Here is a 13,176-nt window from a genome sequence, read left to right as displayed (position 1 = left end):
CTTTTCTTAAGAAAGGAGTCAATAGAAATAATTAATTGATTTTGGCTAATTTTGAACCATGAGCAAGCAAAAAGAAGAGCTGGAGCATAGGCTAAAGCTTAGAAATATAAAACTTTCGGACTACGATGATATCCGGGAAATCATGGTTTCCATTTACAAAAACCAAGGTGGAGCCTGGACCAAAGAAGAGCTGAAAAATCAGCTTAAAGCCTTTCCTGAAGGACAAATCGCCATCGAGGACAACGGTAAGGTCGTAGCGGCTGCGTTGAGTTTGGTGGTGGATTACAATAAGTTTGGGGATAATCACACCTACGATCAGATCACGGGCTTTGGCAAATTCGACACCCACGACATAAATGGAGACACGCTGTATGGTACAGATGTCTTTGTACATATCGACTACAGAGGAATGCGCTTGGGACGAAGGTTGTATGATGTGCGAAAGGAACTTTGCGAAAATCTTAACCTCCGCTCCATCATCGCCGGAGGTAGGATCCCGGGTTACACCAATTATGCGGATGAAATGACACCCCGGAAATACATCGATTTGGTTAAAAACAAAGAGATATTTGACTCGGTGCTATCCTTTCAGCTTGCCAATGAATTTCATGTAAGGAAGGTGATCACCAAGTATTTGCCATCTGATACGGACTCCAGGGCTTATGCCACACTTCTGGAATGGATCAATATCTACTATGAAAAGGACGAAAAACTAATAGGTAATAAAAAGTCTATTGTCCGCTTGGGCTTGGTGCAATGGAAGATGCGTAGATTCTCCAATGTGGATGATCTTATGCAACAGGTGGAGTTCTTTGTGGATACAGTTTCAGGTTACAAATCAGATTTCTGCCTTCTTCCGGAATTCTTCAATGCACCTCTCTTGGCAGAATTCAATGATATGGATGCTTCGGAAGCAATCCGTAACCTGGCAGATTATACTGATGAGATTGTGAGCCGCATGAGTGATCTGGCAGTTTCCTACAACCTGAATATAGTGGCAGGTTCCATGCCCGAGTATGATGGGAAAAAGCTCAGAAATGTGAGTTACCTCTGTAGAAGAGACGGTACCCAGGATAAGCAGTATAAACTCCACATCACGCCCGATGAGGCTTCCTATTGGGGTCTTCAGGGAGGGAATGGGATCAATGTTTTCGATACGGATGCAGGACGGATAGGCATTTTGATCTGTTACGACATAGAATTCCCTGAACTTGGCAGAATTCTGGCTGAGCAGGAAATGGACATTTTGTTTGTGCCGTTTTGGACGGATACCAAGAATGCTTTCCTTCGGGTAAATACCTGTGCGAAGTCCCGTGCAATAGAAAATGAATGTTATGTGGCGATTACCGGTTCGGTAGGTAACCTTCCCAAAGTGGAGAATATGGATATTCAATATTCTCAGGCAGCGATTTATTCTCCATCAGATTTCTCTTTTCCCCATGACGCCGTAGTGGCGATGGCTTCAGAAAATGAAGAAACAATCATCGTAGCCGATGTGGATCTGGATCTTTTGACTAAGCAGCGAAAAGCCGGAAGTGTACGAAATCTAGAGCAGAGAAGGCTCGATCTTTATTCAATTCAATGGAAACAGAAAAAATAGTCGCTGACTACTTCGCGCATATCACAGAAGATGTGTGGGAAAGAGCAGCCAAAATAAAACTGATCATCACTGACATAGATGGAGTGATGACGGATGGAGGTATTATCTACGACGATAATAAACTGGAATTTAAGAAGTTCAGTGTAAAAGACGGATTGATCGTCTATCACTTACGAAAGAGCGGCTTGATGGTCGGAGCAATTACCGGGAGGGAGTCCTATGTGGTACAGAACCGATGCGAGGAACTCAAGTTTGATTTTCATTATCATGGTGTGAAAAATAAGGGCAAAAAGTTCAATGAAGTCTTGGAAACGCTGGAACTTCAAGCTGAAGAAGTCGCTTACATCGGTGATGACCTGATTGATCTTCCTATCTTAGCCCGGGTCGGACTGGCTGTGGTATCAAACGATGCTTTGGAGTATGTGAAGCCTATAGCACACTATGTTTCACGGTTTAAGGGTGGGGAAGGAGTTTTCAGAGAAGTAGGAGATTTGCTTTTACATTCCAATGCCCAACTTGTCCCATTAATTGAAACATTATCCCAGAAAGAAGATGATAAAAAACAATAAACCCATGCGTATCACGGATTCGGTGATTTTGGGAGAAGAAAAGCCTGTTTTATTTGCCGGACCCTGTGCCGTAGAGAGCTATGATATTTGTTTGGAGATAGGCACCAAAGTCAAAGAATGGGCGGAGCAGCATGGATTTTCTTATGTGTTCAAAGCTTCCTTTGACAAAGCCAACCGTACCTCATCAGGATCATTTCGAAGCATAGGAATGGACAAATCTCTGGAAGTTTTGCAGCGCGTAGGCAATGTACTCAACGTGCCTTTGGTGACTGATATTCACGAAAGCTATCAGGTGAAGGATGTGGCAGAAGTGGTGGATGTCTTGCAGATTCCTGCATTTCTTAGTAGGCAGACGGATTTGCTTTTAGCTGCAGGCGAGAGCGGAAAAGCTGTCAAAATCAAACGCGGCCAATTTATGGCACCCGAAGACATGCAGTATGCAGTGAGCAAAGTGAGATCAACAGGTAACGAGAATGTGTGTCTTACAGAGAGAGGTTTTTCTTTAGGATATCACAACTTGGTGGTGGATATGAGAGGACTTCCTATTATGCGTCAGTTTGCACCGGTCGTGTTTGATATTACCCACTCTGTCCAACAGCCCGGAGGACAGGGAGGAAGCAGTGGAGGTCAGCGGGAATTCGCCCCGATTTTGGCACGGGCGGCAGCCGCTACCGGTATTGACGGTTTCTTTATAGAAACACATCCTGATCCTTCCAAAGCACTTAGCGATGGGCCAAATCTGATTCCACTTCATAAGATGGGACAGTTCTTAGAGATGCTAAAAGAAGCCTGGGTGCTGGGGAGAAAATATCAGGATTTTGAAGTTGAATAACTATTTTATAATGTATAAGCGATTGTTACTATTAATGCTCCTGAGTCTTGCTCCGGGGCTTTTTTGTTTTGCCCAAAGCAGCGGCCTATCTGATAATATTAGATTAAGACTAGAGCTAGACCAGCCTGATGTTCCTCTAAACGTGCGAAGGCATGAACTTTTTGCGAAGGGTGAAATTCATCAGTTTTACACCAACCGTATATTTAAACCGGCATGGATCCAACATGGTGTGCTAACTGAACTGGCATACGAGCTTCGTTTTGAAATAATTCAAAGCAAGTTTGATGGGCTCAATCCCCAAGATTACCACTTGGATCTGATTGATGAGTTTTTCACACAATTCGAGTCAAATAAGAAGCAGTCTATTCCAAATGCATTGGATGATCAGGCAGACGTGGATCTGTTGTTGTCCGACGCGTTTTTCCATCTGGCAGCACATCTTGAATTAGGCAAGGTGAACCCTGATAATCTCACCGGGAATTGGCATATCATTGCGAAAACGTCCAAGGTTTCTTACAATGAGCTACTAGAAGCAGCACTGGACAGACAGCAGATCAGACAGTCTCTTGAGACGCTTTATCCGACGATATCTATCTACAAAAAAGGGCGTGAGGTGATCCGCGCAATGGATGAAATCCAAAAGCAGGATACACTCAACTGGAAGGCAGTCAAAATCTCGAAAACCATCAAAGTCGGTGAGACAAATGGGGGCATACCCAATCTGCGGGAGCGCCTGGCATTTTGGAAATACCTCCAACCTTATGCCTATACAGACGAGAAGGAATATGACTCGACCATGTTTGCAGCGGTTCAAAATTTCCAGCAGAGAAATGGGATGGAACCTGACGGAGCTTTAGGCAAAAATACTATCAATGCACTGAATCAATCTCCTGCTGACCTGATAGATAGAGCGGCTGTGAATATGGAACGCCTCCGCTGGTTGCCAGACACCTTACGGGGCGCTGAGATGATTGTGGTCAATATTGCCAACTATCAATTGGATTACCTCAGCAACAGGGACACGCTGTTCTCGACGCGGGTAATAGTGGGTACGAAATATCATGCATCCCCGATTTTTTCTTCAGCGATGAGTTACATCGTGTTTAGTCCTTACTGGAATTTGCCTACTTCCATTGTACGAAATGAAGTGATGCCGGCAGTTCGGAAAAACCCAAATTACCTTGACCAAAAAAATATGGAGGTAGTGACTTTCTCCGGCAAACCTGTGGATCCCGGCTCTGTGAATTGGAGCGGGAAGTCTATCCCGTATATGATCCGCCAGAAACCGGGAGCTCATAATTCTTTGGGTTTGGTGAAATTTATGTTTCCTAACGAGTACAGTGTTTACATTCACGATACGCCCAGCAGAAGTCTTTTTACCAGAGAAGACCGGGCCCTAAGTCATGGCTGTATCCGTATCCAGAATCCTGCGGATTTTGCCGCATTACTTCTCAAGGATGACGGGAAGTGGACTACTGAAAAAATCAATCAGGCTATGCATCAGAGCAGAGAACAGATCGTGACACTTAACCGTAAAATTCCTGTTGTGTTGCTTTACCTGACTTTCTGGGCAGACACAAAGGGGCAAGGTCATTTCAGACAGGATATCTATGACAGAGATAAGGAAGTACTGGAAGCGCTTCGCCGATAGACAATCAAATCAACTGAATCCCCGGATCGGGCAAAGGTTGACCCGTTGTCCGGAAGTGTGTTTATAAATCTGTTGCATGATCATTCCTTAAGTCTATGACTGTAAACATCTTGTGTTGCATATAATCAGTTTTCTGTTTGAAGCGTTTAGTGCGTACGGATTTTGACTAATATAGGCTGATACAAAACGCCTTTTATGAACAAGAAAATAATTATCCCCATTGCCGTAGTTTTAGTTATAGCATTGGGATTGATCTGGTTTTTCAATCAGCGGAGATCAGATTTGACTGATGAACTGCGCCGAAATCTAGAAGGAGAGACAAGTGGTGTTTTAGCCAATTCAGACCATATAAAGGAAATCCGACAATTTTATGCAGGCAGAGATTATTTGGAAACCTGGCTATTTAACGACGCACTTTCCAATTCTGGAAAGCAATTGCTCGCTCAGATAGAGGATTCCAAATACGATGGATTGCAGCCCGGGGATTATAATCTCTCCCGGATTTACAAACTTTCTTCTAATCCGGAAAAAGAGGACAAGAAGTTCAGAAACCTCTCGTCTGATCAAAAAGTCACGTTGGAGCTGTTGCTTACCGATAGTTTTTTCATGCTTGCCCATGATTTGGAAAAGGGAAAAGTGAATCCCTCGACTTTGGATTCCAGCTGGAAGTTTGAAGAGAAAGAAACAGATGTAGATTACGCTTCACTGCTGGAAGAGGTGGCAAATGGAGCTTCCGTGGGCAAGACCTTTGCAAATTTATATCCAAGTTCAGAATTGTATGCTCAGGGAAGAGATGCGATCAGAGAACTGTATGAAATACTAGAAAATGACACGCTTACTTGGGACCTTGAGTCAGTGGAAGGAGCCATCGAAGTTGGAGAGAAGCATGCCGCAATTCCCGCTTTACGAAAGCGCCTAATCTTTTGGGGTTTTCTGAAAACGTATGAACCGGAGGATCCCAATCTTTTTGATTCCACTATGATTGAGGGACTTCGAAAATACCAAGAGGCAAACGGGATGAATCCTGACGGAGTAATCGGTTCCTTGGTCGCTGAGTCACTTAATAAATCTCCCCAAAATCTGATAGATATAGCTTCCGTCAATATGGAACGTCTTCGCTGGATGCCGAAAATAGATTGGGATCAGGAGATGGTGCTTGTCAATATTGCCAACTATCAGCTGGATTATATGGATAAGTCGGATACAGTGTTTTCAGCAAAAGTGATTGTGGGAAAGGAATACAATGAATCACCGACTTTCACAGCACCGATGAGTTATATTGTATTTAGCCCATATTGGAATATCCCGCCTTCTATCACCACAAGTGAAATTATTCCTGCAATCAGGAAGAATAAAGGTTATTTGGCAGAAAAAAACATGGAGGTAGTTACGAATGCCGGAGAGCCTGTCAATGCGAAAAATGTGGACTGGAGTAAAAATGGAGATGATTTTCCATATCGTGTGAGACAGAAACCCGGAGGGGATAATTCCTTAGGTTTGGTGAAATTCATGTTTCCGAACGAATACAATATTTACATCCACGATACGCCGGCAAGAGGTCTTTTTGACCGGGAATCCAGAGCACTTAGCCATGGATGTATAAGAATCCAAAACCCGGATCAATTTGCCAAAATCTTACTGAATGATAAGTCTTGGGACGAGGAGAAGATTCAGGAAGCCATGCATCAGGACAAAGAAAAAGTGGTGGAACTGGATAGAAAAATACCTGTGGTCTTGATTTACATGACTTTCTGGGCAGATAAGAGCGGCAAGGCCAATTTTAGATCTGATGTATACGAAAGAGATCAGGCTCTTCTAGAAGCGCTGAGAACTACTAAATCAAGCCTTGATCAGACTTGATTTAGTGAGGTAATCGTCGTCATTTCCAAAGATGAAAAGCAAAGAACCGTCTTTGATCAAGTCGATAGCTTCGGCAGAAAGTTCACTTGGAAGTGCGGGACAGCCTAAGCTTCTTCCCAATCTTCCCACTGTTTTGGCAAATTCCTCTTTCGCATAATCTGCTCCATGAATTACTATCGCGCGGTTTCTTGCCTGGTCGTTGAAGCCTTTTTCAAGACCATCCAATCGAAGGGAGTAACCGTGTTTTCCGGAGTAGGTTTCTGCAGTTGTATAAAAGCCCAAGCTGCTCTTGAAAGACTCCGGTTGATTGGAGAAAGCACTTGCCATCAAGTCTCCCGAATTACGCCCATGAGAGACTACTGAATTTAAAAGGATTTCACCCTTTTCAGGGTCTATGACCCACATTCTTTTGGCTGTGGAGGGGAGGCTAAAATCAATTACAGTCAGCACTTTTGATTTAAGATTGCCTTTCATCTTATTCCATCCCTGAATGGCTAAAGTAAAAACTTCTTTGGAAGGAAGGACTCCGTTTGGACTATGCAAACCTTCATATATGCCGGAGACCGGATCGATGGAAGCGGTGAGATTGGAGGTGTTCTTTTTGAAATCGGGATGTGGGAAAATTCCTATAAACAATAGAAAGGTAATCGCAATGGTTTGTGAAAGCATAAGCAGTTGGGTGGTTTTGCAAATTTAGGAGTATATCCTGTGAGTTCAAACGAACTTGAAGTCAGACTCTTATGATTTTGCTCATAAAAGTAGTGAAATTTTTCAGGGAACCTTCTCACCGGCTTTCTCGGTTCTTGGCATGATGAGTTAGGACTTTGATTTTGGAACCAATTATTATTCTGTAATTTTGCGTTCCCAAAATTATTCCACTGTAGGTCAGGCTACTTCAAGTAGGTTAACAGACAAATGGGAAAATAATTCAAACAAAAACAGAAAAACCGCTGTTTCAGCAATCCATGAAAGTATCAGTTTACAGAAAAGAACATTTCAACGCAGCGCATCGCCTTCATAATTCTGAATGGTCGGATGAAGAGAATCAAGCTGTTTTTGGAAAGTGTAATAACCCTCATTTTCATGGTCACAACTATGAATTGGTAGTGAAGCTGAGAGGAGACATGGATCCGAAAACCGGCTATGTATATGATATGAAAGTGCTCAGTGAGCTGATCAAGGAGCATGTGTTAAGAAAATTAGATCACAAAAATTTAAACCTGGATACCGATGAATTCAAAGAACTTAACCCAACCGCTGAGAACATTGCAGTGGTTATTTGGAATATTTTAAGGGAAAAAATTGATCGAAAATTCGAGTTAACAATTCGACTTTATGAAACAGAAAGAAACTTTGTTGAATACGATGGGAATTAAAATTGCCCGCGCTTCATTCGAGGAAATCGGTGAGGAGCACGTCGGGACTTCCTTGGAGACACCTCTTAGAGAAGATGCTTTTGAGATGGACGATGACCTCAAGGTCGAGTTGATCGAGAAGCACTTCAGAGAGATCATGCACATTATGGGTTTGGATCTCACAGATGACAGTCTCAAAGGTACACCGCATCGTGTAGCAAAGATGTATGTGAAGGAAGTGTTCAGTGGATTGAATCCAAAGAATAAGCCGGTAGCAAAGCTGTTCGAAAATAAATACAAATATAATGAGATGCTGGTGGAGAAAGATATCACCGTGCATTCCCACTGTGAGCACCATTTTGTGCCGATTTATGGCAAAGCCCATGTGGCTTATATTTCCAATGGACACGTAATCGGTCTTTCAAAAATCAACAGAATTGTCCAGTATTTCTCCCAGCGCCCTCAGGTGCAGGAGAGGTTGACTATGCAGATCGGAAATGAGCTGAAGGAGGCTCTGGGAACAGATGATGTGGCAGTAATTATTGATGCTTATCATATGTGTGTAAGTTCCAGAGGAGTGAAGGATACGCAGAGTTCTACGGTAACCTCTTTTTACTCGGGGAAATTTGAGAAAGACGAGCAATCACGAAATGAATTCATGCAGTACATCAGCATGGATAAGTAATCCTGAAAACTAAAACCAATACTAAAGCCGGTCTGAAAAGTCCGGCTTTTTTTTAACCACAAAGGGCACATTTTTAACCGCAAAGAGTCACAAAGAAATACGCAAAGAGCACGGAAAAACCTAGCTCTTTGCCGTCGTGAGTGTCCCACGCACGACTTATGCTTCGTTGTTCTGCTTCTCCAGAAGCTGGACTAATTTATGGCAAAGAAACAGGCTTTTGTGGGAGCTGTACCATTGGATTAAGATTTTTTTTAACCACAAAGAGTCCACCCAGGAGCACAAAGGTTAGAGTTGGCTTTTCCTTGACCATTGAATCTGAAAATTGATCATTTTTTTGAACCACATAGAAACATAGCAAACATAGAGTTGCCCGTATTTCAACAGGTCCAAGTCAGGGAGGCTTGAATTAGGTGGTGTATTTTTTTGAACCACAAAAGGACACAATGAAATGCGCAAAGAGCACGGAAAAACCTAGTTCTTTGCCGTAGTGAGTGTCACGCACGACTTTTGCTTCGTTGTCCTGCTTCTCCAGAAGCTGGACGGTCCCCTATACATTTTATGCGATCTTTTATCTCATTCTAATTAGATTCCCTATCCCATTTGACAAATTATGGGAAATCAAAGCAAGTAGAATGCTACCACTTTTAATTGTAATCCAACCCCAAATCAAGCCATAAAGAAATGACCAGAAAAATGGCTGAAATTTAAATATCTGCTAAAAGGTTATCAATCGCTAAATCAAAGAAGCCAGCAAGATTGTAGAGGGTGTGGAGAGTTTATTAATAAAGTTTGCAATTTGACAACTTTTTAATACCTTTGATCAATGAGAATTCTTATAAAGAAGACCATCTTATATTATACTCAAAAGTATCCGATGGCTTCGACTCAACTTTTGATTTGGTATAATGAATTTTCAAAAAGAGAATTTTCAAATTTCAATGAACTAAAACAGGTTTATGGAAATGCAAGCATCGTTAGTAATAATAGAGTGGTTTTCAATATTAAAGGCAATGATTTTCGGCTGGTAGTTTCACTGAATTTTTTGCAGAAAGCGTGTTATGTTTTGTGGTTTGGAACTCACAAAGAATATGATAAAATAGAGGTAAGCAAAATTGATTTTGACCCGACAATCTTAAATTAACTCAAATTATGGATATGAATTGGAAAGTTTTGAAAAGCGAAAAAGACTATAATAAAGCTTCGAAAAGATTGATGGAAATATTCCATGCTGAGCCAAATACGCTTGAAAGTGATGAGCTTGAACTTTTATTAGTGTTGGTTAAAGATTATGATGATAAACATTATAAGCTTCCGGAACTCGATCCGCTAGAAGTCATCAAGTACAAAATGCAAGAAATGGGAATCAAGGCAAAAGACCTAGAGCCAATTATTGGTAGCAAAGGCCATGTATCGGCCGTGTTGTCCGGAAAGCGTGATATCACGCTGAAAATGGCCCAAAAACTTAAAAAATTCTTCAGTATTCCTGCTGAAGTTTTTCTCCACAGTTCCTGATTTTTTTTAACCACAGAGGGCACAGAGGGTTACGCGGAGAGCGCAAAAGCTGCTTCGTTTTCCTGCTTCTCCAGAAGCTGGACGGTCCCCTATACATTTTATGCGATCTTTTATCTCATTCTAATTAGATTTCCTACCCCATTTGCCAAATTATGGGAAATCAAAGCAAGTAGAATGCTGCCACTTTTAATTGTAATCCAACCCCAAACCAAGCCATAAAGAAATGACAAAAAAAATGGTTGAAATTTAAATATCACATCAAAATCTTTTGATAGAAAAAGCCCATGTGCCATTCCAAATAATAGTGCAGTGATCCAAACAGATGGATTTAAAATCAAGGAATTACTTTTCAAAACCTTAAGCAATAGCCCTAGCATTATCCCACGGTATGCAATTTCCTCATCGATTCCCGGCATTGAAAATTGAAATAAGAGGGTTTCTATATTTAATGCTTCAGTAGCAGAAGAGAAAGCCGCTATACTATTGATCAGCAAAATCGAGCTTAGGATGAAAACGCCTCTAATGAAGAATTTCTTATTCTGTCGAAGCGTTAAAAAGTAATCCGACAATGGGAATTTTCTGTAAAGCGATAAGAAAACTAAGGAACCTAAAATGGCATAAAGTTTACCTGACCAATTCCAATGTCCATTGATGATTCTTGTTTCAGAGTATACAAATGGCAGATTTAACAAGACTGCATTCAAAAGATAGAAGATGGCAAATGCTGATAAAATTTTCAGTGTTTCCAAATTTCTGTCTTTCAACATGAGGATAATAATTGGAAACACAATTGCCAATTGAAGTAAGTTTTCTGCTATAACTCTTATCATCACTCTTGTAATAGTTTCGCCATATGTTTAAGCTCAAGGGATTCTGCCAGTGCCAAATTAATATTTCCCTCAAGAGGATTTGGGATGAGGAAAATATTTTTGATTTTCATGACAAAGACCGCAACGCGGTCAAACCATCAATAGCCTCTGGTAAAACCCGTGGAAGAATGAAGATTTTTAAGGTTTATGTAAGCCTGAATGGCTTGAACAGCAGGGAGGGAATAAGGTTTTATGGGAGCCATCCTATTGGATTTAGGTTTTTTTAACCACAAAGGGCACCAAGAAAAGCGCAAAGAGTAGGAGATTCTAGTTGTCCTGCTTCTCCGGAATCTGGACTGATTTTATGGCAAAGAAACAGGCTTTTGTGGGAGCTGTACCATTGGATTAAGATTTTTTTTAACCACAAAGTCCACCAAGGCTGGCTTTTCTTTGACCATTGAGTTTGAAAATTGATCATTTTTTTGAACCACATAGAAGCATAGCAAACATAGAGTTGCCCATATTCAACAGGTCCAAGTCAGGAGGCTTGAATGTAGGTGGTGTTTTTTTTGAACCACAAGAGGCACAAAGAATAGTGGAGCTTCATTGCCCAGCTTCTGAAGAATCTGGGCAACGAAAAATATGGGTTTCAGCTTAAACTCGCTTCTTTACCTACACAATGGGGAAATTCATGCCTATAATTCGATTTAATGAAGTCGTTTTCAACATGGTACACCAGAAGGTTGTAACTGGACTGGAGGGAAATGTTTGCAAATGACAAGGAGGGACTTCCAAGAAGCTTCTTGGGTGATTTCAGCCTGGAATGACTGCCCTGTACGGATAAATGTTTATTTAAAATACGGTTAAAAGGGCCTATGATGCTTCAAATCCCTACTTTAATTATCGCAAAAAAAAAGACTGAGCGTGTGACTTTCTCTGAATTCCGGTTTCTAATCGATGAAGTCAGCTAGTTTTTGTTCCGAAGCTAAAATGACAAGTAACAAATGGAGCCCCTTTTTCTTTTTTTTTGGCAGGGATTTTATCCATATCCCCTGGTCAAAAAACTGGGACTAAAAGAGTAAAGTGTTGATGAAGAGCTAACGCAAATTCATTTCAAGTTGTTTGTAAAAATGATCCCAACCTTTTAGAAATTCTTAGCAAACCTATATTGACCGACTAGATTTTAACCCATTATGATAAAAACAGAAAGCTATAGGCTGTATGATGAGTTGTCGCACGAGATCAGAAATTCTCTGAATATAGTCATCGGTAGTTCTGAATTGCTTAAAGACAGCGAGACTGACGAGCAGCAAGACTTGGTAAACATCATTCATAATTCTGCTACGCATCTAAAAAATCTCCTGAACAATTATCTGCTTGAAAGGAAAGAAGAATATGGATCTTTGGAAAGGAATGCGCTTTTTGATATCCATGATTTGCTGAAAGATCTCACTGCCCAGTATTCTCTTCTTTGCAAAAAAAATGGTCTTTCTTTTATTTTGGAAGTTGACTCTCATGTGCCGGCTATGGTGGTGGGATCAGCTACTAAACTGACTCAAATTCTAACTAACCTGATTACCAATGCGGTGAAATTCACAGAGTTTGGGTTTGTGAAACTGTCTGTCTATTTGCAAAAATCAGTTGAAGGGAAAGTGAAGGTTCACTTTGTGGTCAAAGATTCCGGCTGTGGAATAAGCAGCGATGATCAGGATAAACTGTTTAAGGATTTTGTTCAAATTCCCAGCCCTAAAGCTGAGAAGCAGGCTGGCTCAGGACTTGGTCTGGTCATTACCAGAAAACTTCTCCACAGTATGGATAGCGAAATCTACCTAAAAAGTAAAAATGGGCTAGGGTCTGTCTTTTCCTTTAGTTTGGAGTTTGAACTGGAATCCGGTGTCCGGCCAAAAGCTGAAATCAGCCAAGTCAACGTCCCTGGGAGGAAGGTTCTTGTAGTCGATGATTATGTCATCAATAGGATAGTCGTACGTAAGCAGTTGGACAAACTGGGGATATTCTGTGATACAGCTGAGAACTCTGAGCGTGCAATTGGCCTGCTAAAAACCAACAACTATCCAATCGTCCTAATGGATGTGAATCTTCCTGATCTGGATGGGATTTCTCTAAGTAGAAATCTCAAGAAGGAGTATCCCTACATGAAAATAATATTGGTAACCGGAGAAGAGCTGAGAGATTCAGACAGGGAGCTGACTAGACTGGGGATCTTCACTGTATTACCCAAACCATTTACACTTCATGAACTCAGGGAAGCTTTGAATTTTGAGTTGTGTAGAGAATATAGCTAA

General features: G+C 41.3%; 13 protein-coding genes. 10 read left to right on the top strand and 3 right to left on the bottom strand.

Going from position 1 to position 13,176, the window contains the following annotated elements:
* Positions 1–58 precede the first annotated feature (58 nt).
* From J2X69_RS15485 to J2X69_RS15465, 5 genes are all read left to right on the top strand, one after another.
* Positions 59–1,600: a bifunctional GNAT family N-acetyltransferase/carbon-nitrogen hydrolase family protein gene (locus tag J2X69_RS15485; RefSeq protein ID WP_310105117.1), complete on the top strand. Its 1,542-nt coding sequence runs from the start codon at positions 59–61 to the stop codon at positions 1,598–1,600.
* The gene (locus tag J2X69_RS15480; protein ID WP_310105115.1) at positions 1,582–2,169 is read left to right on the top strand and encodes an HAD-IIIA family hydrolase; all 588 of its coding nucleotides are present in this window, start codon (positions 1,582–1,584) and stop codon (positions 2,167–2,169) included. The genes J2X69_RS15485 and J2X69_RS15480 overlap by 19 nt, the downstream gene beginning before the upstream one ends.
* On the top strand, positions 2,153–3,001 hold the full coding sequence (gene kdsA / locus J2X69_RS15475; protein WP_310105114.1) for a 3-deoxy-8-phosphooctulonate synthase: 849 nt from the start codon (positions 2,153–2,155) through the stop codon (positions 2,999–3,001). The genes J2X69_RS15480 and kdsA overlap by 17 nt, the downstream gene beginning before the upstream one ends.
* Before the next feature lie 10 nt (positions 3,002–3,011).
* Positions 3,012–4,652, top strand: coding sequence for a L,D-transpeptidase family protein (locus J2X69_RS15470; RefSeq protein WP_310105111.1), 1,641 nt, complete (start codon positions 3,012–3,014; stop codon positions 4,650–4,652).
* A 195-nt stretch (positions 4,653–4,847) separates the two neighbouring features.
* Positions 4,848–6,512, top strand: a complete 1,665-nt coding sequence (locus J2X69_RS15465) for a L,D-transpeptidase family protein (RefSeq protein WP_310105109.1) — start codon at positions 4,848–4,850, stop codon at positions 6,510–6,512.
* Here the strand turns inward: J2X69_RS15465 and J2X69_RS15460 are convergent.
* Complete coding sequence (locus tag J2X69_RS15460; RefSeq protein WP_310105107.1) at positions 6,492–7,181, bottom strand: murein L,D-transpeptidase catalytic domain family protein; 690 nt, start codon at positions 7,179–7,181, stop codon at positions 6,492–6,494. The two genes, J2X69_RS15465 and J2X69_RS15460, sit on opposite strands and share 21 nt — an antisense overlap.
* Before the next feature lie 296 nt (positions 7,182–7,477).
* On the opposite strand from J2X69_RS15460, the gene J2X69_RS15455 reads away from it, so the two are divergent.
* Positions 7,478–7,888: a 6-carboxytetrahydropterin synthase gene (locus J2X69_RS15455; protein ID WP_310105105.1), complete on the top strand. Its 411-nt coding sequence runs from the start codon at positions 7,478–7,480 to the stop codon at positions 7,886–7,888.
* On the top strand, positions 7,848–8,552 hold the full coding sequence (gene folE, locus J2X69_RS15450) for a GTP cyclohydrolase I FolE (RefSeq protein ID WP_310105103.1): 705 nt from the start codon (positions 7,848–7,850) through the stop codon (positions 8,550–8,552). Before J2X69_RS15455 ends, folE begins: the two co-directional genes overlap by 41 nt.
* Before the next feature lie 568 nt (positions 8,553–9,120).
* On the opposite strand, the gene J2X69_RS24865 is transcribed toward folE, so the two are convergent.
* On the bottom strand, positions 9,121–9,264 hold the full coding sequence (locus J2X69_RS24865; protein ID WP_409014428.1) for a type II CAAX prenyl endopeptidase Rce1 family protein: 144 nt from the start codon (positions 9,262–9,264) through the stop codon (positions 9,121–9,123).
* 111 nt (positions 9,265–9,375) lie between these two features.
* Here J2X69_RS24865 and J2X69_RS15445 point away from each other — a divergent pair, with 111 nt between their 5' ends.
* Both J2X69_RS15445 and J2X69_RS15440 read left to right on the top strand, forming a co-directional pair.
* A complete protein-coding gene (locus J2X69_RS15445; RefSeq protein WP_310105101.1) occupies positions 9,376–9,693 on the top strand; it encodes a type II toxin-antitoxin system HigB family toxin in 318 nt (105 codons plus the stop codon).
* Positions 9,694–9,722: 29 nt separating this feature from the next.
* Positions 9,723–10,064, top strand: coding sequence for a helix-turn-helix domain-containing protein (locus J2X69_RS15440; protein WP_310105099.1), 342 nt, complete (start codon positions 9,723–9,725; stop codon positions 10,062–10,064).
* Positions 10,065–10,174: 110 nt separating this feature from the next.
* Here J2X69_RS15440 and J2X69_RS15435 read toward each other — a convergent pair whose 3' ends face one another.
* The gene (locus J2X69_RS15435; protein ID WP_310105097.1) at positions 10,175–10,894 is read right to left on the bottom strand and encodes a CPBP family intramembrane glutamic endopeptidase; all 720 of its coding nucleotides are present in this window, start codon (positions 10,892–10,894) and stop codon (positions 10,175–10,177) included.
* 1,172 nt (positions 10,895–12,066) lie between these two features.
* On the opposite strand from J2X69_RS15435, the gene J2X69_RS15430 reads away from it, so the two are divergent.
* On the top strand, positions 12,067–13,176 hold the full coding sequence (locus tag J2X69_RS15430; RefSeq protein WP_310105096.1) for a response regulator: 1,110 nt from the start codon (positions 12,067–12,069) through the stop codon (positions 13,174–13,176).

The sequence above is a fragment of the Algoriphagus sp. 4150 genome (genome assembly GCF_031457395.1).
Taxonomy (GTDB): domain Bacteria; phylum Bacteroidota; class Bacteroidia; order Cytophagales; family Cyclobacteriaceae; genus Algoriphagus.
This window is presented reverse-complemented; position numbering and strand designations above follow the sequence as displayed.

Bases quoted from the DNA above. Each gene is read 5' to 3' on its own strand.
- J2X69_RS15480 (WP_310105115.1), top strand. From the start codon at position 1,582: ATGGAAACAGAAAAAATAGTCGCTGACTACTTCGCGCATATCACAGAA.
- J2X69_RS15430 (WP_310105096.1), top strand. From the start codon at position 12,067: ATGATAAAAACAGAAAGCTATAGGCTGTATGATGAGTTGTCGCACGAG.
- J2X69_RS15445 (WP_310105101.1), top strand. From the start codon at position 9,376: ATGAGAATTCTTATAAAGAAGACCATCTTATATTATACTCAAAAGTAT.
- J2X69_RS15470 (WP_310105111.1), top strand. From the start codon at position 3,012: ATGTATAAGCGATTGTTACTATTAATGCTCCTGAGTCTTGCTCCGGGG.
- J2X69_RS15465 (WP_310105109.1), top strand. From the start codon at position 4,848: ATGAACAAGAAAATAATTATCCCCATTGCCGTAGTTTTAGTTATAGCA.
- J2X69_RS15455 (WP_310105105.1), top strand. From the start codon at position 7,478: ATGAAAGTATCAGTTTACAGAAAAGAACATTTCAACGCAGCGCATCGC.
- folE (WP_310105103.1), top strand. From the start codon at position 7,848: ATGAAACAGAAAGAAACTTTGTTGAATACGATGGGAATTAAAATTGCC.
- J2X69_RS15485 (WP_310105117.1), top strand. From the start codon at position 59: ATGAGCAAGCAAAAAGAAGAGCTGGAGCATAGGCTAAAGCTTAGAAAT.
- J2X69_RS15460 (WP_310105107.1), bottom strand. From the start codon at position 7,181: ATGCTTTCACAAACCATTGCGATTACCTTTCTATTGTTTATAGGAATT.
- J2X69_RS15435 (WP_310105097.1), bottom strand. From the start codon at position 10,894: ATGATAAGAGTTATAGCAGAAAACTTACTTCAATTGGCAATTGTGTTT.
- kdsA (WP_310105114.1), top strand. From the start codon at position 2,153: ATGATAAAAAACAATAAACCCATGCGTATCACGGATTCGGTGATTTTG.